The organism is Agromyces archimandritae, from assembly GCF_018024495.1.
Taxonomy (GTDB): Bacteria; Actinomycetota; Actinomycetes; order Actinomycetales; family Microbacteriaceae; genus Agromyces; species Agromyces archimandritae.
The window spans coordinates 2,629,405-2,651,034 of record NZ_CP071696.1 but is presented as its reverse complement, the minus strand read 5'-3'; the positions used below and the strand labels follow the sequence as shown (position 1 = coordinate 2,651,034).

General features: G+C 72.2%; 22 protein-coding genes and 1 tRNA gene. 12 read left to right on the top strand and 11 right to left on the bottom strand.

The window, feature by feature from the left end; translation table 11 throughout:
* The first annotated feature begins 32 nt into the window (after window positions 1-32).
* Genes G127AT_RS12120 through G127AT_RS12110 form a run of 3 tightly spaced genes read left to right on the top strand, consistent with a single transcriptional unit; the run spans window position 33 to window position 2,306 of the window.
* The gene (locus tag G127AT_RS12120) at window positions 33-1,205 is read left to right on the top strand and encodes an acyl-CoA dehydrogenase family protein (protein ID WP_210897230.1); all 1,173 of its coding nucleotides are present in this window, start codon (window positions 33-35) and stop codon (window positions 1,203-1,205) included.
* Window positions 1,206-1,251: 46 nt separating this feature from the next.
* Window positions 1,252-1,428 carry a hypothetical protein gene (locus G127AT_RS12115; RefSeq protein ID WP_210897229.1) on the top strand — a complete coding sequence of 59 codons (177 nt, stop codon included), beginning with the start codon at window positions 1,252-1,254 and terminating at the stop codon, window positions 1,426-1,428.
* A complete protein-coding gene (locus tag G127AT_RS12110; protein WP_210897227.1) occupies window positions 1,428-2,306 on the top strand; it encodes an alanyl-tRNA editing protein in 879 nt (292 codons plus the stop codon). Before G127AT_RS12115 ends, G127AT_RS12110 begins: the two co-directional genes overlap by 1 nt.
* A gap of 31 nt (window positions 2,307-2,337) precedes the next feature.
* On the opposite strand, the gene G127AT_RS12105 is transcribed toward G127AT_RS12110, so the two are convergent.
* Window positions 2,338-3,051, bottom strand: a complete 714-nt coding sequence (locus G127AT_RS12105; RefSeq protein ID WP_425305857.1) for an NADPH-dependent F420 reductase — start codon at window positions 3,049-3,051, stop codon at window positions 2,338-2,340.
* 90 nt (window positions 3,052-3,141) lie between these two features.
* On the opposite strand from G127AT_RS12105, the gene G127AT_RS12100 reads away from it, so the two are divergent.
* From G127AT_RS12100 to G127AT_RS12090, 3 genes are all read left to right on the top strand, one after another.
* Window positions 3,142-4,188 carry an LLM class flavin-dependent oxidoreductase gene (locus G127AT_RS12100; protein WP_210897223.1) on the top strand — a complete coding sequence of 349 codons (1,047 nt, stop codon included), beginning with the start codon at window positions 3,142-3,144 and terminating at the stop codon, window positions 4,186-4,188.
* A gap of 87 nt (window positions 4,189-4,275) precedes the next feature.
* Entirely contained in the window at window positions 4,276-5,616 is a 1,341-nt protein-coding gene (locus tag G127AT_RS12095) for a M20/M25/M40 family metallo-hydrolase (RefSeq protein ID WP_210897221.1), read from the top strand.
* 11 nt (window positions 5,617-5,627) lie between these two features.
* The gene (locus G127AT_RS12090) at window positions 5,628-7,121 is read left to right on the top strand and encodes an MFS transporter (RefSeq protein ID WP_210897219.1); all 1,494 of its coding nucleotides are present in this window, start codon (window positions 5,628-5,630) and stop codon (window positions 7,119-7,121) included.
* On the opposite strand, the gene G127AT_RS12085 is transcribed toward G127AT_RS12090, so the two are convergent.
* The 8 genes from G127AT_RS12085 to galU all read right to left on the bottom strand — a co-directional run bounded on the left by G127AT_RS12085 (window position 7,108) and on the right by galU (window position 13,564).
* The gene (locus tag G127AT_RS12085; RefSeq protein ID WP_210897217.1) at window positions 7,108-8,583 is read right to left on the bottom strand and encodes an MFS transporter; all 1,476 of its coding nucleotides are present in this window, start codon (window positions 8,581-8,583) and stop codon (window positions 7,108-7,110) included. The genes G127AT_RS12090 and G127AT_RS12085 overlap by 14 nt on opposite strands.
* Window positions 8,584-8,593: 10 nt before the next feature.
* Entirely contained in the window at window positions 8,594-9,496 is a 903-nt protein-coding gene (locus G127AT_RS12080; RefSeq protein WP_210897215.1) for a proline iminopeptidase-family hydrolase, read from the bottom strand.
* Between the two features lie 200 nt (window positions 9,497-9,696).
* Window positions 9,697-10,149 (bottom strand): SRPBCC family protein, encoded by a 453-nt coding sequence (locus G127AT_RS12075; RefSeq protein WP_210897212.1) that lies wholly within the window; start codon window positions 10,147-10,149, stop codon window positions 9,697-9,699.
* On the bottom strand, window positions 10,146-10,502 hold the full coding sequence (locus tag G127AT_RS12070; RefSeq protein ID WP_210897211.1) for an ArsR/SmtB family transcription factor: 357 nt from the start codon (window positions 10,500-10,502) through the stop codon (window positions 10,146-10,148). Before G127AT_RS12070 ends, G127AT_RS12075 begins: the two co-directional genes overlap by 4 nt.
* 242 nt (window positions 10,503-10,744) lie before the next feature.
* Window positions 10,745-10,817, bottom strand: a tRNA-Ala gene (locus G127AT_RS12065).
* 78 nt (window positions 10,818-10,895) lie between these two features.
* Entirely contained in the window at window positions 10,896-11,945 is a 1,050-nt protein-coding gene (locus tag G127AT_RS12060) for a hypothetical protein (protein ID WP_210897209.1), read from the bottom strand.
* A 52-nt stretch (window positions 11,946-11,997) separates the two neighbouring features.
* Window positions 11,998-12,660 (bottom strand): GNAT family N-acetyltransferase, encoded by a 663-nt coding sequence (locus G127AT_RS12055; RefSeq protein ID WP_244857560.1) that lies wholly within the window; start codon window positions 12,658-12,660, stop codon window positions 11,998-12,000.
* Window positions 12,661-12,664: 4 nt separating this feature from the next.
* Entirely contained in the window at window positions 12,665-13,564 is a 900-nt protein-coding gene (gene galU, locus G127AT_RS12050) for a UTP--glucose-1-phosphate uridylyltransferase GalU (RefSeq protein ID WP_210897207.1), read from the bottom strand.
* 97 nt (window positions 13,565-13,661) lie between these two features.
* On the opposite strand from galU, the gene G127AT_RS12045 reads away from it, so the two are divergent.
* From G127AT_RS12045 to mscL, 3 genes are all read left to right on the top strand, one after another.
* On the top strand, window positions 13,662-14,240 hold the full coding sequence (locus tag G127AT_RS12045; RefSeq protein ID WP_210897205.1) for a 5-formyltetrahydrofolate cyclo-ligase: 579 nt from the start codon (window positions 13,662-13,664) through the stop codon (window positions 14,238-14,240).
* A 61-nt stretch (window positions 14,241-14,301) separates the two neighbouring features.
* Window positions 14,302-14,631 (top strand): FmdB family zinc ribbon protein, encoded by a 330-nt coding sequence (locus tag G127AT_RS12040; RefSeq protein ID WP_210897203.1) that lies wholly within the window; start codon window positions 14,302-14,304, stop codon window positions 14,629-14,631.
* 44 nt (window positions 14,632-14,675) lie between these two features.
* Window positions 14,676-15,101 carry a large conductance mechanosensitive channel protein MscL gene (gene mscL / locus G127AT_RS12035; protein ID WP_210897201.1) on the top strand — a complete coding sequence of 142 codons (426 nt, stop codon included), beginning with the start codon at window positions 14,676-14,678 and terminating at the stop codon, window positions 15,099-15,101.
* A gap of 42 nt (window positions 15,102-15,143) precedes the next feature.
* Here the strand turns inward: mscL and G127AT_RS12030 are convergent, their stop codons facing one another.
* Both G127AT_RS12030 and G127AT_RS12025 read right to left on the bottom strand, forming a co-directional pair.
* Window positions 15,144-15,428, bottom strand: a complete 285-nt coding sequence (locus G127AT_RS12030; RefSeq protein WP_210902239.1) for a hypothetical protein — start codon at window positions 15,426-15,428, stop codon at window positions 15,144-15,146.
* On the bottom strand, window positions 15,425-19,147 hold the full coding sequence (locus G127AT_RS12025) for an AAA family ATPase (protein WP_425305901.1): 3,723 nt from the start codon (window positions 19,145-19,147) through the stop codon (window positions 15,425-15,427). Before G127AT_RS12025 ends, G127AT_RS12030 begins: the two co-directional genes overlap by 4 nt.
* Before the next feature lie 158 nt (window positions 19,148-19,305).
* Here G127AT_RS12025 and G127AT_RS12020 point away from each other — a divergent pair, with 158 nt between their 5' ends.
* From G127AT_RS12020 to G127AT_RS12010, 3 genes are read left to right on the top strand one after another with little or no spacing between them, the layout of a single operon-like run.
* Window positions 19,306-20,991, top strand: coding sequence for an FAD-dependent oxidoreductase (locus tag G127AT_RS12020; RefSeq protein ID WP_210897197.1), 1,686 nt, complete (start codon window positions 19,306-19,308; stop codon window positions 20,989-20,991).
* A 32-nt stretch (window positions 20,992-21,023) separates the two neighbouring features.
* Complete coding sequence (locus G127AT_RS12015) at window positions 21,024-21,335, top strand: rhodanese-like domain-containing protein (protein ID WP_210897195.1); 312 nt, start codon at window positions 21,024-21,026, stop codon at window positions 21,333-21,335.
* Window positions 21,332-21,619, top strand: a complete 288-nt coding sequence (locus G127AT_RS12010; protein ID WP_210897193.1) for a metal-sensitive transcriptional regulator — start codon at window positions 21,332-21,334, stop codon at window positions 21,617-21,619. Before G127AT_RS12015 ends, G127AT_RS12010 begins: the two co-directional genes overlap by 4 nt.
* Window positions 21,620-21,630: the final 11 nt, after the last annotated feature.

Genomic DNA, 21,630 nt, shown 5'->3' with positions numbered 1-21,630 from the left:
CGGCGTCGGAGGCCGGGCGTAGGCTTTCGACCATGAGCGCAGCCACGCCGGAGTCCCTGCTCGACGACGCCCTGCTCGACCGCATCCGCGAACGGGCGCCTCGATACGACCGCGAGAACGCCTTCTTCACCGAGGACCTCGCCGAGCTCGAGGCGGCCGGGTACCTCCGCGCCCTCGTCCCGGCCGAGCTCGGCGGCCACGGCTGGCGGCTCGAAGACGCCGTACGGGCGCAGATGCGGCTCGCCGGGGCCGCCCCGGCCACCGCGCTCGCCGTGAACATGCACCTCGTGTGGCTCGGCGTCGCGAAGGTGCTCCGGGATCGAGGCGACGATGCGCTCGAGTTCGTGCAGCGCGAAGCCGCCGCCGGCGAGGTGTTCGCCTTCGGCATCAGCGAAGCCGGCAACGACCTCATGCTCTTCGGCTCCCGCACCGAGGCGACGCCCGAAGAGGGCGGGATCCGCTTCCGCGGGCGGAAGATCTTCACCTCGCTCTCGCCGGCATGGACCAGGCTCGGCACCATGGGGCTCGATTCGACGTCGGCGGATGCGCCGAAGATCGTCTACGGCTTCGTCGACCGCGGCGACCCCGGCGTGAAGGTGCTGGACGACTGGGACACGCTCGGCATGCGCGCCAGCCAATCGTGCACGACCGTGCTCGACGGCGCCTTCGCACCCGCCGACCGCATCGTGCGGCGCCTCGACCCCGGCCCCAACGCCGACCCCTTCATCTTCGGGATCTTCGCGAGCTTCGAGATCCTCCTCGCATCCGTCTACGCGGGCATCGGGGCGCGCGCGCTCGAACTCGCCGTCGAGGCGGCGCGCCGGCGCACCTCCATGAAGACGGGCGCGAGCCTCGCCGACGACCCCGACATCCGCTGGCGCATCGCCGACGCCGCGATCGCGCAGGACGCCCTCGAACCACAGCTGACCGCCCTCGCCCGCGACGTCGACACGCTCGCCGACCACGGCGGCCGGTGGTTCGCCAAGCTTTCGGGGGTCAAGATCCGCTCGACCGAAACGGCCAGGCAGGTCGTCGACCAGGCGATCCGCGTCGCCGGCGGCGGCAGCTACTTCGCCGGAAACGAGCTCGGGCGGCTGTATCGCGACGTGCTCGCCGGCATCTTCCACCCCTCCGACGACGAATCCGCCCACGCGACGGTCGCGAACGCCTGGCTCGGCCCGGTCGGCGAGGCCCCCGCTCGATAGACTGGGGCGAGCCCGTCGAGGTGCGCCGGGCGGAAGGGCATCCCGCATGAACGCCGTACTCTTCGTGATCTCGCTGGCGCTGTTCGGCTTCGGCATGTGGCTCTTCGGGGTCGCACCGGGCGTCGCCGGCGCCGAGACGATCGTCTTCATCGCCGGCATCCTGTGCGTCACCGTCGCGCTCATGCTGCCCATCAACGTCTACGGCCGATCCGACCACTCCTGATGACGCTGCCCGCCGCCGACACCCGCGTCGTCTACCCGGCCGGCGAGCTCACCGCTCGCGCCCGGGTGCTGCACGTCGAGCCGCTCGGCGACGGCCGTGCCGCCGTGCTCACCGACGTCACGAGCGTGCATCCGCTCGACCCGGCCTGGCCCGACCAGCCGGCCGACCGGGCGTGGTTCGAGACCGCGGGCGGCGAGAAGATCCCCATCGTGGATGCCGTGGTCGCGGCCACCGACGGCCTCGCCCTCTTCGTCGGCGACGCCGTGCCGGTGCGGAAGGGCACCGAGAGCTGGGCGTTCGTCGTCGCCCACCTCGTGCCCGAGGACGCCGGGATCGCCGAGGGCGACGAGCTCACGACCGCGGCCGACGAAGCGTTCCGCGACGCCGTCTCGGCCGGGCACACCGCCTGCCATCTCGCCGCGCTCGCCCTGAACGCCGCCGTCGCCGAACGCTGGACGAAGGAGCCGCGACGCGACAGCCTCGGCAGCCCCGACTTCGACTCGGCCGCGAACTCGCGCTCGACGATCCTCGAATACGGCTCGCTCGACCGCTACCGGCTGAACAAGTCGCTGCGACGCGCCGGCTTCGACGCCGCCGGCTTCCTCGACGCCCTTCAGGGCCTCGACGCCGACGTCGAAGCACGCCTGGCGATCTGGGTCGGCTCGGCCGCACCCGTCCGCGTCGAGTGCGAGGGCGAGGGCCTCACCGACCGCCGCACCTGGGTGTGCGAACTGCCGGAGGGCACCGCGCGGATCCCGTGCGGCGGCACGCATGTGCGCGCGCTCGGCGAATTCGGCGGCATCCGCACCGGGTTCTCGGTCGGCGAGGAGGGCGGATCGACCGTCGTCGACATGTCGACGGCGGTGACGATGCGCTGACGCCCCCGCCGTCGATCGGGCTGCCGCCCGCTCAGGCGGCGAGGCCGCGCCCGGCGACGATGCCCTCCAGCTCGCCCCGCGAAAGCTCGCGGCCGAAGACGGGCCCGCCGGGCTCCAGCACCCGGCCGGCGGCGAGCGGCCCGGCATCCACCGGGTCGAAGCCGATCGCGTCGATGATCTCGGCGACCGCCGCGCGTGCCTCGGCGTCGTCGCCGGCGACGGCGAGCGCCCGCCGCAGGATCGACCCGGCCGGCAGCGCGTCGTCCTCCATGTCGTGGTAGCCGAGATGGTTCAGCGACTTCACGAGCCGCGCCCCGGGGTTCAGTGCGGCGTGGATCTCGCTCGTGGAGCGCGGGTCGGCATCCACCGCCTGGATGTTGCCGTCGACGGGCGGCCAGTAGTTCATGGCGTCGACGACGATCTTGCCGCCGAAGAGCGCCCACGGCACCGTCTGCGCCTTGCCGAACGGCACCGCGATGATGACGAGGTCGGCGGTTTCGGCGAGCTCCTCGGCCGAGGCGACCGTGGCACCGGGGGCGACGACGCCGACGAGGAGTTCGAGGGCGGTCTGCCTGGCCGAACCGGTCATGCGCACCTCGTAGCCGGCATCGTTGAGGAGCCGGGCGAGCGCCGTGCCGACCTTGCCGGCCCCGTAGATGCCGATGACGCTCACAGTGCTCCTCGCTCCTTCACGCGCCCTGGCGGGCGCATTCGAGTGGTGCAACGCCGGGCGCGGCCAGGGCATTCCCGCCCCGCTCCCCCGGGCGGATGCCCGGGCGCGGCCCGCCCGAGGGCATAGTCTCGGAAGGGACGCACACGGAACGGGGGACGCGCCATGCCGCAGTCGATCGAGTTCGGCCTCGACACCTTCGGCGATGTGACCAGGGGGCCGGACGGCGAACTCCTGAGCCACGCCCGGGTGCTCCGCAACGTCGTCGAACAGGGGGTCGCCGCCGATCGGCTCGGGCTCGACTTCTTCGGCATCGGCGAGCATCATCGCGCCGAGTTCGCCGTCTCCTCCCCCGAGGTCGTGCTCGCCGCGATCGCGGCACGCACCGAACGCATCCACCTCGGCTCGGCCGTCACCGTGCTCTCCAGCGACGACCCGGTGCGGGTCTTCCAACGCTTCGCGGAACTCGACGGGCTCTCGAACGGGCGGGCCGAGATCATCCTCGGGCGTGGATCGTTCACCGAATCGTTCCCCCTCTTCGGCTACGACCTCTCGCAATACCAGGAGCTGTTCGAGGAGAAGCTCGCCCTGTTCGCCGCCCTCATCACGCAGGAGCCGGTCACCTGGTCGGGGCGGCTCCGGCCCGCCCTCACCGAGCAGCTCGTATACCCGCCCGTCGAGCACGGGCGCCTGCGCACCTGGGTCGGCGTCGGCGGCAGCCCCGAATCCGTGGTGCGCGCCGCCCACTACGGCCTGCCGCTCGTGCTGGCCATCATCGGCGGCAGCCCCGCCCGTTTCGCGCCCCTCGCCGAGCTCTACCGCAAGGCCCTCGCCCAGTTCGGCAAGGATCCGCAGCCGGTCGCGATCCACTCGCCCGGCCATATCGCCGACACCGACGAGCAGGCCCTCGACGAGCTCTGGCCAAACTACCGCACCATCATGGACAGCATCGGCCGCGAGCGCGGCTGGGGCCCCATCACCCGCGAGCACTTCGCCGACGAGGCCGGCCCGCACGGCGCCCTCTACGCCGGATCCCCCGAGACCGTCGCGCAGAAGATGGCAGGCGCGATCCGCGCGATCGGCGCCGCGCGCTTCGACCTGAAGTTCTCGAACGGCACCCTGCCGCACGAACTCATGATGCGGAGCATCGAGCTCTACGCGACGAAGGTCGTGCCCCGCGTGCGGGAGCTCCTGGAAGACGACGCCGGCTGAGCTGCCGAACCTGTCTGGATCGCCGACGGCTTGCCGCCGCATGAAGCGCGACCGGCGGGCCGCGGCGGCGGGCTTACAGTTGACCTCATGCCCGCCCGCCTCACGGTGCGCCCCGACGTCGCCGACCGCCTCTCCCGCATGGTGCAGCTGCCCACCGTCTCCGCCGAGCTCGAGACGCGCGGCGCCGCGCCCTTCGAAGCGTTCGCGGAGCTCATCGGCGAACTGTACCCGCGGGTGGCCGCCGGGCTCGAACGCGAGCGCATCACCGACTTCGGGTTGCTGTACCGCTGGCGGGGCACAAGCGATGCCGCCCCCGTCGTGCTCATGGCGCACTACGACGTCGTCCCCGTCGACGAGCACGACGAGTGGACGCATCCGCCGTTCGCGGGCGTCGTCGACGCCGGCCGCGTGTACGGCCGCGGCACCCTCGACGACAAGGGGCCGCTGGCCGTCATCCTCGAAGCCGTCGAGAACCTCCTCGGCGCCGGCTTCCGGCCCGCCCGCGACGTGTACCTCTCCTTCGGGGGCAACGAGGAGAGCTACGGCGAGGCCGCGGCACGCATCGCCGACGCGTTCCGCGAGCGCGGCATCACCCCGTGGCTCGTGCTCGACGAGGGCGGGGCGGTGGTGGATGCCCCGCTGCCGTTCGTGCGCGTGCCGGCCGCGATGGTCGGCGTCGGCGAGAAGGGCGTCATGACGGTGCGGATGACCGCCCGCGGCGACGGCGGGCACGCATCCGCGCCCCCGAAGACGACGGCGGCAGCGCGGATCGCAGGCGCGGTCGGGCGGTTGTCGCGGCATCCGTTCCCGGTGCGGATGCCGGCATCCATCCGCTCCATGCTCGCGGGCTTCGTACCCCACACCCGCGGCCCGGCGAAGCTGCTGCTCGCCGCGCTCGCGGCACTGCCGCCGGTCACCGCCCGCGTGTTCGTGCGCATGGGCGGGGAACCTGCCGCACTCGTGCGCACCACGGTCGCCCCGACGATGCTCGCCGGCGGCACCGCCCCGAACGTGCTGCCCTCGCAGGCGAGCGCGACGCTCAACCTGCGCATCGCGCTCGGCGAGACCGTCGACGGGGCGATCGGCCGGCTCCGCCGCCGCGTCGCCGACCCGGGCATCGAGTTCGAACTGCTCGAGGGCAGCGAGCCCTCCCCCGAATCCCCCGTCGACACGGCGCAGTTCGCGGCGATCCGCGATGCCGTCGCCGTCGCCTACCCCGAGGCGATCACGGCCCCGTACGTGATGATGGCCGCCACCGACTCGCGGCACTTCCACCGCTTCGCGCCGGCCGTGTACCGCTTCGCGCCGCTCGCGATGGACGCGCGCCAACGGGCATCCATCCACGGCGTCGACGAATACGTCGAGATCGACAGCCTCGAACGGGGCGAACGTTTCCACCGGGCGCTCCTCGAAGCGCTCGTGGCCTGAGGAGCACCACCATGAAGCATTCGAATGCCGCCCGCCTCGGCACCGTCGCCGCCGTCGTCGGCTTCCTCGCCTTCGTCGAGTTCACCAGCGGCATCCTGCAGGGCTACTACACGCCCGTGCTCACCGATATCGCACGCCATCTCGGCATCCACGACGCCGACGTCAACTGGCTCGAAGGCTCGCAGCTCATGCTGTCGGCCCTCGTCGTGCCGGCACTCGCGAAGCTCGGCGACATGATCGGGCACAAACGCATCCTGCTGGTGTCGACGGCGATCACAGCGGCCGCGAGCCTCGTGCTGCCGTTCACCGACCAGTTCTGGGTGTTCCTGGCGGCGTGGGCGCTGCAGGGCTTCTACGTCGTCTGGCTGCCGCTCGAAGTCGCCCTCATCTGGTCGCGCAGCCGCACCGCCGAACGCCCCGCCGCGATCACCGCGAAGGCCGCCGGCCTCCTCGTCGCCGCCCTCGAAGCGGGGGCGATCACCGGCGCCCTGCTCGGCGGGGCGCTCATCGACGCGCTGCCGCTGACCGTCGTGCTCCTCATCCCCGCACTGGCCGTGGTCGCGTGCTTCGTCGTCGTGCTGTTCGGGGTGGAGGAGTCGCCCGATCTCGCCGGCGGCCGCCTCGACACCGTCGGGCTGACGCTCATCACCCTCGCCCTCCTCGCCCTCACCGGCGGTCTCAGCTTCATGCGGCTGAACGGGCCCGGCGACTGGCTGTCGTGGTCGCTCATCGTGCTCGGCGTGCTGGCCGTGTGGCCGTTCGCCCGCTGGGAGCTCCGCCACCCGGACCCGCTCATCGACGTGCGCCTGTTCCGCTCGCCGGCGCTGTGGCCCGTGTTCCTCACCGCCGGCCTCTTCGGGGTGAGCGTGCTCGGCGCGCAGGCACCGCTGTCGACCTTCGCCCGCACCGACCCGGCCGTCGCCGGGTACGGCCTGGGCACGACGGGGTTCGCGACCTCGCTCATCATCGGGATCTACCTCATCGGCATGATCTCGGGCGCCATGCTGTTCCCGTTCGTCACGCGCTGGGTCGCCCCGCGCATCGCGCTCGTCGGCGCGAGCGGCCTCGTCGCTGCCGGGTTCCTGCTGTTCCTGCCGTTCCACGACGCCTACGGGCAGGTCATCGCGAACATGGTCGTCGTCGGCCTCGGCTCCGGCGCGCTCGTCGCGGCCCTGCCGGCCGCGGCCGCCGCTGCGGCCCCCGCGCACCAGACGGGCGTCGCCACGGGCCTCACGAACACCGTGAAGACCGTCGGCGGCGCGGTCGCATCGTGCGTGTTCGGCATCGCCCTGCTCTCGCATGCGGGTGCGGATGCCGCGGCCTCCGCCTCATCGACGGCCGGCTCCTTCACCGGCTACGTCACGGTGTGGCTCGTGTGCGGGCTCACCGCGGCGGCCGCCGCGCTCGCCCTGTGCCTCGTGCCGAAGGGGGCGTTCTCCGACGGTTCGCGGGCGGATGCCGGCGCGGGGCATCCACTCGGGGAAGACGCCGCTACGACGCGATGACCCGACGGAGCCTGCGCCGGGACGTCAAGTCGACGACGCCGATCGCGAAGGCGATCGCGACGAGCACGGCGACCGCGGCCATGCCGATGCCGTAGGCGTGGTGGTAGACGGTGAGATCGGGCTCTCCGTCGGCCTCGCGGAAGATCGTCGCGTAGAACAGCGAGAGCGTCACCGCCGTACCGACCGCGGTGCCGATCCGCTGCCCGAGCTGGCTCACCGATCCGGCAAGTCCGCCCTGCCGCACCGGCACATCCGCCAGCTGCAGCGTCTGGTTCGGGGAGATCACGAGGCCGCCGCCGAAGCCGCCGACGATCATCGCCGCCGCCATCGCCCAGGGCGTCACCTCGGGCGGCATCGTGAGGGCGAGCAGCACCAGAGCGCCCATGCCGACGAGCACGAGCGCGAGGCCCCAGACGACGAGCGGCCGGCCGAGGCGGTCGACGAGGGTGCCGCCGAGCCACGAGGAGAATGCGCTCGTCAGCGCGAAACCGATCGTCACCATGCCGGCGAAGACCGGTTCGAGACCGAGGCCGTCCTGCAGGTACAGGGTCGTCAGCAGGAACGACGACGGCATCGCCGCGAAGTACACGGTCGCCAGCAGCGTCCCGTTGCGATACGAGGTGATGCCGAACAGGCCGAGCGGCACGAGCGGATCCTTGCCGCGACCGGCATAGCGGCGTTCCCAGACGATGAACGCCGTCGCCGCGAGCACGAACACCACGAGCAGCCACCAGCGGGCCGGGTCGTCGCCGGGCGAGCCCGTCGTGAACAGGAACGGCCACATGAGGGCCACGACCGTGACCGCGAACAGGGCGATGCCGACCGGGTCGAGGGAGACCTTGCGGCTCGAACGCGTGCGGGTCTCGGGCAGCAGCCATACGGCCAGCGCGATCGCGGCGAGAGCGAGCGGCACGTTCATCCAGAAGATCCACCGCCAGCCGTCGCTCGGCCCGCCGAGCGCGATCGCAAGCCCCCCGAGGGTCGGCCCGAACGCGGTGGCGATCCCGATCGTGGCCCCGAACAGGCCGAAGGCCCGGCCGCGTTCGCGCCCCTGGTACAGCTGCTGGATGAGGCCGAGCACCTGCGGCATCTGGATGCCGGCCGCGACGCCCTGTACGAGACGGGCGGCCAGGAGCACCTCGACGGTCGGCGCGAAGCCGGCGACGAGGCTCGTCAGCGTGAACAGGCTGAGGCCGACGACGAAGAGCGTCTTGCGGCTGCGCTGGTCGCCGAGGCGGCCCATCGGCACGAGGAACAGGCCGAAGGTGAGCACGTACCCCGAGACGATGAGCTGCAGCTCGGTCGAGCTCGACCCGAAGGCGTGCTCGATCGCCGGCAGTGCGACGTTGACCTTGGAGAGGTCGAGGATCGTGAGTGCGGCAACCGAGACGCATACCCAGAAGGCGCTCCGTTTATGCTGGGGGCTCAGCGGGATGTCCTGGGTCTGCGGTGCGGCGCTCACTCGGTTCAGCCTACGCCCGAGCCTTCCGTGCCTTTCGCGGCTCCACCATCCGCAGATACTTGCGGAGCACCGCGCGGTACTGCGCGACCTGTTCGAGGTGGACCATGTGCGTGCCGCCGGGGAAGACGGCGAGGGAGCTCTTCGGGGCCATGGATGCGAACCGCTTCAGGGTCGTCGGCCGCACCTCGTCGTCGCCGCCGCCGAGCCACAGGCTCGGCATGTCGAGCCGGCGGACGGCGTCGGTGCAGGAGACGCCGCGGAGGGTCCCGGTCGGTGCGAAGTCGCTCGCACCCCACATGACGCGCTGCGAGGCATCGCCCCGGTGGGTCATGGCGCGTTTCAGCGGCTCGGGCCGCGGAATGCTGCGGCAATAGTGCCGGCGGGTGTACTCGGCGCGAGCCGTGGCGAATCCGGGATGCCGGGGGCCGGCGCGAAGGGCCTCGCGATGCCGCGGCGGCAGGGCCGCGACGAGGGATGCCGCGTCTTCGCTCCAGGCCTCGGCGTCGACGAGCGGGCTCGCCATCAACAGGGAACGGACCCGTTCGGGGTACCGGTCGGCGTAGGCGAGGGCGAGCATCCCGCCCCAGGCATGGCCGAGCACGTGGAAGCCCGTGACCCCGAGGTGCTGGCGCACGAGTTCGAGCCGGTGCACGAAACGGTCCAGCTGCCAGGCCGAGTCGTCGCGGGCCGGCTCGGAGAGGCCGCAGCCGATCTGATCGTAGAGGATGACGAGGCGCTCGTCGGCGAGACCGGCGAGCGGTTCGAGGTAGTCGCTCGGGACGCCGGGGCCGCCGTGCAGCAGCAGGAGCGGTGCCGCCCCGGGCCGGGCCGATCCGACGGTGCTGCCGCGGATCCATCCGTCGCCCGTCGGGACGGCGAATCGGCGGCGGGAGGAGAGGATTTCGGGGTGCATGGGGGCCTCCTTCCAATGGCGGGAGGTCATCCTGTCACGAAATGTTTCGGCCGCGAACTCCACCCCCTGAACGGGGTTCACACGCGAATTTCCACGGTTCGACCGCCGTCGAATAGCGAGGTCCGCCCGCGAATATCCACGGTTCGACCGCCGTCGCCCCGGCCCGTATGCACCGCAGTGATCGGCCTCGGCTCAACCGGTCAGCCGAGCCGTTCGCCCGCGAGATGCCGACCGAAGTTGGTGAGCGCCTCGTCCCAGCCGTCGTACACGAAGCCGTCCCCCGGCGTCCCGTCGTACCCGCGTAGATGGAGGACGAATTCGGTGCGATCGCCGTCCGGCAAGAACGTGAGCGTGATGACGGGCGTGCCCTCGACGGGGGCGTCGGGTTCGCCCCACGTGAAGACGAGCCGGTCGAACGGTTCCACTTCGAGGAACTCGCCGCCGGTCGGGAAGCGTTCGCCCGTCTCGACGTTCGTCATCGTGTAGCGGTAGCGGCCGCCGACCCGCACATCGAAGGCGATGCTGTCGGTCGACACGCCGAACGGGTGCAGCCACTGGGCGAGTTCGGCCTCATCGGTCCAGGCCCGCCACACGAGTTCGCGCGGAGCGTCGAAGCTGCGGGTGATCGAGAACTGCGGGATCGCGGTGTTCATGATCCTTCCTCCTTGTTCGTTTCGGATCCGGTCTTCATGTGCTGCAGATGCGATTCGAGGGCGTCGAGACGCTGGTTCCATTCACGTCGGCACTCCACCACCCATGCCGATGCCCGGTCGAGGGGCCCGGCCTGCATCGAGAGGGTTCGCCACTGAGCCTGCGTCGTGCGCGTGACGAGCCCCGCACGCTCCAGCACCTTCAGATGCTGGGAGATCGCAGGAGCGCTCATCGGGAAGGGCGCGCCGATCTCGCCGACGGTCGCCGGCCCGGCCGCGAGCCGCGAGAGGATCTCGCGGCGCGTGGGATCGGCAAGCGCGGCGAATACGAGGCTCAATTCGTCGGAAGCAGGCATTTCATGATGTCCTTAATTAGGCTATTACTTCATTAAGGCACGGCGGGAACGCGTCGTCAAGGATCCCGAACCTGATGTGCAGGGAGACCCATGGACGGACGCGCCTGGCAGGTCACCGCCGACGCAGCAGACCCGACGTCGCAACCGAGAGGTTGATCAGCCGCCTCCCTGCCGAACGCGGCCGACACAACGAAAGAACCCTGCCCCGCGATGCGGGGCAGGGTTCGAACGGTGCAAATCGGTGGACCCAGGGGGATTCGAACCCCCGACCTTCTCATTGCGAACGAGACGCGCTACCAACTGCGCCATGGGCCCGAGCGACAACGAGCCTATCATCCCGGCGGGGGTGGTCATGACCATCGAGCGGACGCCCGATCCGACGCGACTGCAGGCTCAGCCGGCGGTGCGGCGGCGGCGCAGCACCGCATCGAGGTCGTCGATGCCGGGCTGCGCGTCGCCGACGATGCCCATACGCGCGTAGCGGCTGTCTGCGGCCGGGGCGGGGGCGGGGGCCTCTGCGGCTTCGGCGTTCTCCGCGACCGCTGCGGCTTCGGCGCGGCGCTTCTCGTCGAGACGCGGCAGCTCCGGTTCGAGGGCCGCGGCGCGCTGGGCGAGCTCCGCGTCGGCAGCGGCCCGCTTCAGGCGCTCGGCCTCCTCGATGGATGCCATCACCGTCGCGGCGATCGTGCCGCGGGAGAGGGTCAGCGGCTTGGGCAGCGGCTGCGGGGTCCACGGCACCGCCTCGGCGGGCGGCGCCTCGAACTCGATCGGTTCGAAGGGCTGCGACTCGGCGGGCGCGACGGCCGCCGGGGCCGCGGCCGGCTTCACCCCGGCGAGCGCGACGAGACCCGAGCATGCGGCGAGCATCGCGACGCCGCCGCCGACGGCCATCCACACGCCTGCACCCGTGCCGAGCAGTGCGAGGCCGACGACGAGCACCACGAGCCCCACGAGGAAGGCGAGGGTGCAGGTGCCGCGAGCACGGCGGACCCGCTTCACCCGGGCCCGGGCCTGCGCACCGAGCGGGGCCGGGCTTCGGGGGGCCGCAGGCTCCTCGGGCTCGGCGATCGCCTCCGGCGCGGCGACGGCGCGGGCGGCCGCGACCGCATGCGCGGCGGCGACTTCGGCGGCCTCGGCCGCGACGAGCGCTTCGGCGGCCTCCTCGGCCTCGCGTGCCTCGGCCTGCCGCAGCTCCGCCTCCCGCGCGAGCTCGCGCTCGCGGGCGATCCGCTGCTGGCGGGCGACTTCGCGCGCCGTGACCTCGACCTCGACGGTCTCGGGCGTCTCCGACGTCTCGGCGATGACGCGCAGCGCCTGCTGCAGGCGCACGACGTTGCGCTCCTCGGCGAGGTACTGCCGACGGCGGAACCAACTCGGCAGCAGGTACGCGATCCACAGCGCCGCGGCGACAGCCGCGAGCACTCCCCCGCCGATCACGTCCATGGCCCAACGCTACGAGGCACCGCCGACACCCGGCCGTTCCGCCGCGGGCGTGTCAACGATCGGGCAACCGCAGCGGGAAGCCCGCGGCGGCCCGGTCCTCGGCGTTCGGCACGGCGACCGACTCGTCGACGGCGCCGACACGCCAGCGATGCAGCACGCCGCGCGGCACCTCTTCGGCGACGAGGGCGAAGGAGTAGTGATCGCGCCACTCCCCGTTGATGTGGATGAAGCGACGCCTGAGCCCCTCGTATCGGAACCCGAGTTTCGAGACGACCCGGAGCGATGGGCCGTTCTCGGGGCGGATGCAGATCTCCATGCGGTGCAGACCGAGCTCGAAGAAGCAGTGGTCGGTCGCGAGGGCGACGGCGGCCGGCGTGATGCCGAGGCCGGCGAAGCGCTGCGCGACCCAGTACCCGATCGACGCGCTCGACAGGGATCCGTAGGTGATCGACGAGACGTTCAGCTGCCCGGCGAGTTCCCCGCGGTATTCGACGAGGAAGGGAAGCGCGGTGCCGGCTCGCGCATGCGAGAGCAGATTGCGGATGCTGCCGCGGGCATCCAGCACGGAGGAGCCGCCCGGATAGCTCGCCTCCCACTGCCGCAGCCACCCGCGATTGCCCTGCAGCTCGCGTTCGAGGGCCCGCGCGTCTCGCAGCCGCACCGGCCGGAGCACGACGTCCTCGTCGCGGAGGGTGGGCAACGGGTAGACCGGCACGGGCCTATTCTCGCTCGAAGCCGGCGACGAATCCGCTGAGCCACGCCCGCAGATCCGGGCCGAGGTCCTCACGCTCCGAAGCGAGCTGGATCGTGGCCTTGATGTAGTCGAGCTTGTCGCCGGTGTCGTAGCGGCGGCCGCGGAACACGACGCCGTACACGCCGCCCGTGCCGGCCACGTCGTCGGCCATCTCCATGAGCGCGTCGGTGAGCTGGATCTCGCCGCCCTTGCCCGGCTCGGTGCGCTCGAGCACCTCGAACACCTCGGGGCGGATGACGTAGCGGCCGATGACGGCGAGGTTCGACGGCGCGGCCTCTTTCGCGGGCTTCTCGACGAGGCCCGTGACGCGCACCACGTCGGGGTCGTCGGTGGCCTCGACCTCGGCGGCGCCGTAGAGGTGGATGGAGTCGGGGTCGACCTCGAGGAGGGCGATGACGGTCGCGCCGCGCTTGTCGTGCTCCTCGATCATGCGCGTCAGCAGCGGATCTCGCGCGTCGATGAGGTCGTCGCCGAGGAGCACGGCGAAGGCTTCGTCGCCGACGTGCTTCTTGGCCCGCAGCACCGCGTGCCCGAGCCCCTTCGGGTCGCCCTGGCGCACATAGTGGATGTCGGCGAGGCCGGTGGATTCCATGACCCGCTCGAGCTTGGTCTCGTCGCCCTTCTGCACGAGGGTCTGCTCGAGCTCGGCGACGCGGTCGAAGTGGTTCTCGAGGGCGTTCTTGTTGCGGCCGAGGATCATGAGCACGTCGTCGAGGCCGGCGGCGACGGCCTCTTCGACGACGTACTGGATCGCCGGCTTGTCGACGACCGGCAGCATCTCCTTGGGCAGGGCCTTCGTCGCGGGGAGGAATCGGGTGCCGAGACCGGCCGCGGGGATGACCGCTTTGGAGATACGTTTCGCCATGCGGACAGCGTAGCCGCAGCCGCCGACGGCATGCGGATCCGGCCCGGCGCCGTGAACCCTGAAGACGGGCCCCGGCAGGCCCCATAGGATGTGTGCCATGCCCGAGGACCTCGACGTCGAAAAGCGCATCATCCGTGCGGAGCTGCGCGAACGGCGCAAGAACATGTCGGCGCTCGAACGCGAACAGGCCACCGCCGGCATCACCTCGAACCTGCAGGACCTCGTCACCAGGTCGGAGGCGGGCTCGATCTCGGCCTACCTCTCGATGCCCGACGAGCCGAACACGCGGCCGTTCGTGAACTGGGCCGAGGAGCGCGGCATCCGCGTCCTCTTCCCCGTCTCCCGCGAGGACGGGCTGCTCGACTGGACCGTCGGCGAGGAGCACGAGGAGGTCGAGGGCCCCGTCGGCGCCCCCGAGGCGGTCGGTGAACTGCTCGGGCCGATGGCGATCAACGACGTCGACCTCATCATCGTCCCGGCCGCGGCGATCGACCGCACGGGCGTACGGCTCGGCTGGGGCCGGGGGTATTTCGACAAAACCCTCGGTTCGATGGAAAAATGTCCTCCGGTGTACGCCGTCGTCTTCGACGGCGAACTGCTCGAATCCCTGCCTCAGGAGATCCACGACCAGCCGGTGAACGGCGTCGTGACCCCGACCCGGGTGTTCGAGTTCTGATCACCGCCTGATCCACCCCGGGCACCGTCGCCCGGCTCCTCTTCCTTTCCACGGAGATGCTGTGCCCACCTACTCCTACCGCTGCACGCAGTGCGGCAACGCCTTCGACATCCAGCAGTCGTTCACCGACGACTCGCTCACCGTCTGCGACTCGTGCGGCGGATCGCTCCGCAAGCTCTTCACCTCGATCGGCGTGACCTTCAACGGCTCCGGCTTCTACCGCACCGATTCGCGAGCGGCGAGCGGCAACGCGGGCGGGGCGGCAGGCGGCTCCTCGGCCGCTTCGGCGAGTGGATCCGACTCCGGCTCCTCGGGCAGCGGGTCCAGCGGCTCGTCGTCCTCCTCCGGCTCGGGCTCGAAGCCGTCGGCGGCCTCGGCTAACGTGGCGTAGGTCGCGCGGGCCGCGCGGCCTCGCCACCGACCCGAGGGGGATTCGTGCTCAAGGGCTTCCGGGATTTCATCGCACGCGGCAACGTCATCGACCTGGCGGTCGCGGTCGTCATCGGCGCGGCGTTCACCGCCGTCGTCACCTCGATCGTCGAGAATCTCATCAATCCGCTGATCGGCCTCGTCTTCAACGCCGAGAGCCTGAACACCGCGCTCATCCTCGAGATCGGCTACGCGAAGTTCAAGTTCGGCGCCATCATCGGTTCGCTCATCAGCTTCCTCGCGGTCGCCGCGGTCGTCTACTTCGTGTTCGTGTATCCGATGAACACGCTCCGCGAGCACCAGGAGGCCCGGGCGAAGACCAAGGGCGCCCCCGAGGAGGATGCGCCGCCGCCGAGCGAGGCGCAGCTGCTCACCGAGATCCGCGACCTGCTCGCAGCCGATGCGCGGCGGGGGCGCGGCACGGGCGACTGACCCGCGCCGTTCCCTTCCCCGAGTGGATGCCGGGGTGCCGGCTCACCAGTGCGGAGGCCGCTCCCGGGTGATCCGTTCGTCGTCGGGCGATGCGGGGCCGCGCGAGCCGCGCCGGCCGTCGTCGCCCGGAACCTTCTCCTCGGGGCTCGGATCGCTGCCCGGTGCCGGCGTCAGCCGCGCGCGGCGTCCGCGCTTCGCGCGCTCCACACGCTGCCGCGGAGCCTCACCGGGTTCGCCATCGCCGGCATCCGCACCCGAAGCATCCGGAGCCGGCGCATCGGCGTCCGACGCGTCCTTCCCCGGCGCATCCGCGCGCCCCGCGCTCATCGCCGGGCTTCGATCGGCCCGGTCTCCTCGGCGGCGACCGGCGGCTTGCCGAGCAGCGTCGCGACCCGGTCGGCGACGCCCTCCGGGTCGCCGAACAGCTCGAAGCTGTGCACGCGCAGATAATGCCAGCCGAGGCGGCGCAGCACCTCCGGCCGCAGGCGGAGGGATTCGCGCAGGCTGAGGCCCCCGAAGGCGCGGTCGGTCTCGACGACGACGGCTTTGCCGGCGTGCGCGGCGGCCAGCGGCAGCTTGCCGCGGTGCCCGATCGTGACCCGGATGCCGCGGCGCCCGAGGCGCGAGGCGAGGTCGAGCAGCATCGCCTCGACGGGGGCGTCGGCGGGCCGGGCTGCCTCGCGTTCAGCGGTCGCGGTGAGGATCTCGGCGAGGGCCAGCACGCCGTGCCGCTGGCGGTCCCCGTCGATCTCCTCGGGCCGGAAGGCGACGACGATATCCATCGACCGTCGCGCCCGGGTCATGCCGACGGCCAGCAGCCGATCCCCGCCGGGTTCGCCGAGGGGGCCGAAGTTCGACAGGAGCCGCCCGTGGGGGGTGCGTCCGTAGCCGACCGAGAAGATGACCCGGTCGCGGCTCTGCGCGACCGCCTGCTCGAGCGTGAGCACCGTGAACGGCTCGGCACGGTCTTTCAGGATGAAGTCGGTGAGGTCGGTGCGTTTGGCGAAGGCGGCGAGCACGGCCTGGTAGACGCGTGCGGCGTGCCGCTGGCTCGCGGTGATGACCATGAGCGACTCGCGGGGCCGTTTGACGGCGTGCTCCATGACGAGTTCGACGACCTTGACGAGTTCGGCGTCGACGGATTCGACGGTGCCGGTCACGGCGTCGGGCAGGCCGTTGCCTTCGACGTAGTGCATGGCGAGGCTGCCGTGGCCGAGGAAGCTGCCGGCCCACGGCAGCGAGTCGATGCGTCCGCCGTAGAAGCGGTGGTTGACGAGTTCGGCGAGGTCTTCGCCGCCGGCCCGATAGCTGCGGGTGAGGGTGAGCGTCGGCAGCAGTTCGCCGAGGCGCGAGAGCGCCGAGTCGGCGTGCATGGCGTCGACGCCGAGCTCGGTCGCGACGGCGGATCCGCTGCCGCGGACGGCGATCTCGAAGTCGGACGGGGTCTGCGTGACGGGGTCGCCGAAGGCGACGACCTGCTTGGCCCGGCGGATGGCGCCGAGGTTCTCGGCGATGGTCGTCGCCCCGGCATCCACCAGCACGACCGTGTCGAAGGCGATGCGGTCGTCGATCGCGGGCAGTTCGTACGGCGAGGCCAGCCAGACGGGTGCGAGTGTGCGGAAGAGGTGCGGTGCGGCCTCGAGCACGGCGGTGGGGGTGAGGCGGTCGCCGCGCAGCACCTGTTTGAGCCCTGCGGCCTCTTCCGGGTGGTCGACGAGGCCGACGTGCCAGTTCTCGGCGAGCCGCCAGGCGAGGGCGGGGCCTGCGGCGGACGCATGGGCATCGTCGACGAGTCGGAAGTCGGCTTCGAGGCGGTCGAGCACGCCCGTGTTCGCGCCGAGCAGGGCGCGCTCCTCGGCGAGCATGAGTTCGAGCACCGACTGCCACCAGGCGAGCTCGAGTTCGGCGGCGACGCGCTGCTCGGGCACGTGGCGTTTCGAGAGGTCGACGAGCAGGGGATCGAGGCCGAGGTCGCGGAGCCGGCCGAGCACGGCGGTGCGCTCCTGCAGGTTCTGCAGCACCTCGGATTCCTCGGCGAGGCCGGCGAGCATCGTGGCGAGTTCGGCGAGCGGACGGTGCGCGAGCTGCCTCGGCGTGCCGGCGATGCCGAGCGGGGCGTCGAGGGCGGAGAGATCGCTCGTGACCTGCTGGTAGGCGACGTGCACGTCGTCGATGCCGACGGGCACGCTCGGGATCGCCCCGGCCTCCGAGTAGCGCTGCCAGAGGGTGCGCTGCTGCTGGATGCCGCGGAGCGCTTCGTTCAGGTCTGCGACGTGGACGCCGGGGCGCACGTATTCGAGGGCGTGGCGGCGGAGCCGGCGACGGTTGGCCCTGGTGATCGCTGCGGCGTCGCGTCGGGAGCCGGTCGCCGCGATGAGTTCGCCGAGAGGCCGGTCGTAGACGGAGGGCTGGAAACGGTCCAGGGTGTCTCGGATGTCGAGGAGAAGGCGGAGGAAGACGCCGAGTTCGGCGATGGATTCGAAGGGCCGCAGGCGGGTCTGCGCGATGAGGGCGCGGGCCCGTTCGACGAGCCGGGGCACGCCGGCCGCGTCGAGGCGCTTGGCGAGGGCGTGGGCTCGGTCGGCCTCCTCGGTGGAGGTGAAGGATGCGCCGTACCACGGCGAGTCGCCGGGCCCGTAGCGGAACTCGCCGAGTGCGGCCGCGCGCACGAGGTCGGCGGCCGCGGCCTCGCGGTCGGCGGCGAGCCGCACGAGGGAGTCGCGGCCGAGCCTCGAGGTCGTCGAGGGCGGGTCGGGCAGCAGGGCGAGGCGGGCGAGTTCGCCGAGGGCGTCGAGGGCGCAGACCCCGAGCTCCGGTTCGGCCTGCGTCAGTGCGGAGCGGTAGTCGAGCAGCACCTTGCGGAGCCGGACGAGGGCATCGTCGACGTCGGCGGTGCGGGGCCGCGCGGCCTTCTCGTTGCGCGAGATGGATTGGATGAGATCCCGCCGCAGGGTCTTCGTCGTGACCGATGCACCGCCGAGGCCGACCTGGGCGAGGCGATGCGCGATGCCCTCGAGGCTCGACCGGCGGGAGCCTGCGACGAGCACCCGGCGGTCTTTGGCGATGAGGGCGCCGATGGCGTTCACGATGGTCTGGGTGCCCCCGGTGCCGGGCAGGGTCTGCACGACGACGGATGCGCCGGCCTCGATCTCGGCGATGACGCGTTCCTGCTCGGGGTCGGCGTCGAGGAGGAGGGTGTCGGTGGACGGCGGCCTCACGTCCTGCTCGGCGAATGCGGCGGGCTCGCGTTCTGCGGTCGCGGCGGCCCGTGCGGCCGGGAGCCCGGCGATCGCGTCGATGACCGGGTGCGAGAGGTCGACGGCGTCGGCGGCGAGCGCCGGCCCGACCTCGGCGAAGGCGGAGACGACGAGGCGCGGGGCGACCGCGAAGGACGGCAGGTGGCCGGTGAGGCCTCGCAGCCGGTCGATGACGGGCTGCGGTTTGAAGACGCCGTTGGTGATGGCCAGGGCGACGAAGGCGTCGGCGTCGAGGGCGATGCCGAACTGGGCTTCGAGCTCGCGCGCGAGGGCGGGGTTCAGGAAGGGCTGGCCTTTCAGCTTCAGCTCGTAGTCGCGGCCGTAGCGGCGGATGGCGAGGGGCCGCAGGAGCACCGGTGCGAGGTGGTCCGTGCCGCCGTGCTGCCAGCGTGCGAGGCCGATGGCCAGGTGCACGGCGTCGATGCCGCGGACGCTGCGCAGTTCGATGCCCTTCTGGGTGATGGCGGATGCGGCGAGCTTGGCGCTGCGCAGGGCGAGGTCGTCGCGGATGAGGCTGGACAGCAGGGTGGATTTGCCGGTGATGAACTGCGGCAGTCCGCCCGGGTGGGTGGTGGAGAGTTCGATGCGGGTGCGGGGGTCGTCGTCGAAGCCGACGAGGGGCGAGCGCCCGCCGATGGCTGCGAGCTCTTCGCGCCAGCGCGACCGGGCGGGCTCGGCGACGCTGCCGGCGACGAGCTTGGGGTCGCCGGTGCTCACGCTGCCCGGGTCGGCGTGCTCGCCGCCCGCGGCGGGCAGCGCGGGGACGGCGTCATCCGACGGATCGGGCATGCCGTCCGCCGGGTCGTCGTGCTTGTCGAGCCTCCACACATCGACACCCTACGTCGCCGGGGCCCGGATGCCGGGCAGCAGCGCCGCGTTCGGGCGAGGTCGGCTGCGGCCCGGCATCCGCTCAGGCATACCCCAGGGGGTTTCGCTAGGCTGGCGTCATGCCCCACCCGAACCGCTCGAACCGCTCCGCCCGCACCGTGATCGTCGGCGGCGTGGCCGGCGGCATGTCCGCCGCCACGCGCCTGCGCCGCCTCGACGAGTCGCGCGAGATCGTCGTCGTCGAACGAAGCGGCGCCGTCTCCTTCGCCAACTGCGGCCTGCCGTACCACGTCTCCGGCGACATCGCCGAGCGCGACGCCCTCGAACTGCAGACCCCCGAACGCCTCGCCGAGCGCTTCCGCATCGACGCACGCGTGCGCACCGAGGCCGTCGCGGTGGATGCCGCGGCCAAGACCGTCACCGTGCGGAACCTCGACGACGGCCGCACCGAACAGCTCGCCTACGACGAGCTCGTCCTCTCCCCCGGCGCCGCGCCCCGCCGGCCGGCCGCCGACCCCGGCGCCCCGCTCTTCGCGCTGCGCACCCTCGACGACCTCGACCGCATCATTGAGCGCCTCGGCCAGCCGGGCGGCACCGGCCCCGCCGTCGTCGCGGGCGGCGGCTACATCGGCGTCGAGATGGCCGACGCCCTGCACCGGCGCGGCATCGCCGTCACGCTCGTGCAGCGCGGCACGAGCCTGCTCGGCCTCGACCCCGAGATGTCGGCGCCCGTCGCCGACCACCTCGCCGGCGTCGGCATCGACCTCCGCCTCGGCCGCGCCGTCGCACGCGTCGGCACCGATCACGTCCTCCTCGACGATGGGGAGCGCCTGCCCGCCGGGCTCGTCATCGCCGCGATGGGCGTCGTGCCCGAGACGGCGCTCGCGGCATCCGCCGGCCTGAAGCTCGGCCCCGCAGGCGGCATCCTCGTCGACGACCGGCACCGCACGAGCGACCCGTCGATCTTCGCCATCGGCGACGCCGCCGAGAAGGCCCACGCCGCCGGCGGCTCCCGGCTCGTCACGCTCGCCGGGCTCGCGAACCGCCACGGCCGCCAGGTCGCCGACGTCATCGCCGGGCGCCGCGTGCACGTCGCCCCCGCGCTCGGCACGGCGATCGTCGACGCCGCCGGGCTCACCGTCGCCTCGCTCGGCCTCGGCGAGACGCAGGCGCGCGCCGAAGGCCGCGCCGTACGCATCGTGCACGCGCACCCGCTCTCGCACGCCGGCTATTTCCCCGGCGCCCGCCCGATGTCGCTGAAGCTCGTGATCGACGCCGACGACGACCGCATCCTCGGCGCGCAGGCCGTCGGCACCGACGGCGTCGACACCCGCATCGACGTCATCGCGACCGCCGCCGGCGCCGGCGTCACCGCATCCGGCCTCGCCGACGTCGAGCTGGCCTACGCACCTCAGTACGGTTCCGCGAAGGACCCGGTGAACATGCTCGGCTACATCGCCGGCAACCTCGCCGACGGCGAGGACCGCACCGTGCAGTGGCACGAGCTCGACGGCGAGATCGCCCGGGGCGCCGTGCTGCTCGACGTCCGCGCCGAGGGCCAGCTCGCCGAGGGTACGATTCCCGGGGCCGAGTGGATCCCCGTCGAGCGCCTCCGCGAGCGGCACGCCGAGTTCGCCGGGCGGCCCGTCATCGTCCACTGCCGCGTCGGGCAGGGCGCGCACACCGCCGCACGCCTGCTCACCGAACTCGGCCACGATGTGCGCAACCTCGACGGCGGCTACCTGAGCTGGCGCGACGGACGCCGAGCGACCGAACTCGCCGGCGAAGCCCGCCGCGCGGCCTGACCACGACCATCCACCCCCGAACGGAGCACGACATGCAGCACATCACCCCCGCAGACGTCCACGCCAAGGGCGAGGACGCGCTCATCCTCGACGTGCGCGAGCCCGTCGAACTCGCCCAGGCCCGCCTCGACGGCACCCTGGACATCCCGCTCGGCGAACTCGTCGCGCGCCTCGGCGAGGTGCCGACGGACCGCACCGTCCACGTCCTCTGCCACTCCGGCGGCCGCAGCGCGCAGGCCACCGAGTTCCTCGCCGCCCAGGGCGTCGACGCCGTGAACATCACCGGTGGCATCACCGAATGGCACCGCCAGGGCCTGCCCGTCGTCATCGGCGGCCGCGAATGAACGCCCAGGCGCCCGACCGGCGCGTGCTGAACCGGTTGAAGCGCGCCCGCGGGCAGCTGAACGCCGTCATCGACGCCGTCGAGTCGGGCGGCGAGTGCCGCGAGGTCGTCACGCAGCTGGCCGCGGTGTCGAGCGCGCTCGACAAGGCCGGGTTCGCGATCATCTCGCAGGCGATGCGCGACTGCCTCGCCGAGCCCGCAGCAGACGCCGACGACGCAGTGGATGCCGGGCACGAACGCCTCACGGTCGACGAGCTCGAGAAGCTGTTCCTCACCCTCAGCTGACGGGCGCGGCG

Bases quoted from the DNA above. Each gene is read 5' to 3' on its own strand.
- G127AT_RS12120 (WP_210897230.1), top strand. From the start codon at position 33: ATGAGCGCAGCCACGCCGGAGTCCCTGCTCGACGACGCCCTGCTCGAC.
- G127AT_RS12115 (WP_210897229.1), top strand. From the start codon at position 1,252: ATGAACGCCGTACTCTTCGTGATCTCGCTGGCGCTGTTCGGCTTCGGC.
- G127AT_RS12110 (WP_210897227.1), top strand. From the start codon at position 1,428: ATGACGCTGCCCGCCGCCGACACCCGCGTCGTCTACCCGGCCGGCGAG.
- G127AT_RS12105 (WP_425305857.1), bottom strand. From the start codon at position 3,051: ATGCCCTGGCCGCGCCCGGCGTTGCACCACTCGAATGCGCCCGCCAGG.
- G127AT_RS12100 (WP_210897223.1), top strand. From the start codon at position 3,142: ATGCCGCAGTCGATCGAGTTCGGCCTCGACACCTTCGGCGATGTGACC.
- G127AT_RS12095 (WP_210897221.1), top strand. From the start codon at position 4,276: ATGCCCGCCCGCCTCACGGTGCGCCCCGACGTCGCCGACCGCCTCTCC.
- G127AT_RS12090 (WP_210897219.1), top strand. From the start codon at position 5,628: ATGAAGCATTCGAATGCCGCCCGCCTCGGCACCGTCGCCGCCGTCGTC.
- G127AT_RS12080 (WP_210897215.1), bottom strand. From the start codon at position 9,496: ATGCACCCCGAAATCCTCTCCTCCCGCCGCCGATTCGCCGTCCCGACG.
- G127AT_RS12075 (WP_210897212.1), bottom strand. From the start codon at position 10,149: ATGAACACCGCGATCCCGCAGTTCTCGATCACCCGCAGCTTCGACGCT.
- G127AT_RS12070 (WP_210897211.1), bottom strand. From the start codon at position 10,502: ATGCCTGCTTCCGACGAATTGAGCCTCGTATTCGCCGCGCTTGCCGAT.
- G127AT_RS12060 (WP_210897209.1), bottom strand. From the start codon at position 11,945: ATGGACGTGATCGGCGGGGGAGTGCTCGCGGCTGTCGCCGCGGCGCTG.
- galU (WP_210897207.1), bottom strand. From the start codon at position 13,564: ATGGCGAAACGTATCTCCAAAGCGGTCATCCCCGCGGCCGGTCTCGGC.
- G127AT_RS12045 (WP_210897205.1), top strand. From the start codon at position 13,662: ATGCCCGAGGACCTCGACGTCGAAAAGCGCATCATCCGTGCGGAGCTG.
- G127AT_RS12030 (WP_210902239.1), bottom strand. From the start codon at position 15,428: ATGAGCGCGGGGCGCGCGGATGCGCCGGGGAAGGACGCGTCGGACGCC.
- G127AT_RS12025 (WP_425305901.1), bottom strand. From the start codon at position 19,147: ATGCCCGATCCGTCGGATGACGCCGTCCCCGCGCTGCCCGCCGCGGGC.
- G127AT_RS12020 (WP_210897197.1), top strand. From the start codon at position 19,306: ATGCCCCACCCGAACCGCTCGAACCGCTCCGCCCGCACCGTGATCGTC.
- G127AT_RS12015 (WP_210897195.1), top strand. From the start codon at position 21,024: ATGCAGCACATCACCCCCGCAGACGTCCACGCCAAGGGCGAGGACGCG.
- G127AT_RS12010 (WP_210897193.1), top strand. From the start codon at position 21,332: ATGAACGCCCAGGCGCCCGACCGGCGCGTGCTGAACCGGTTGAAGCGC.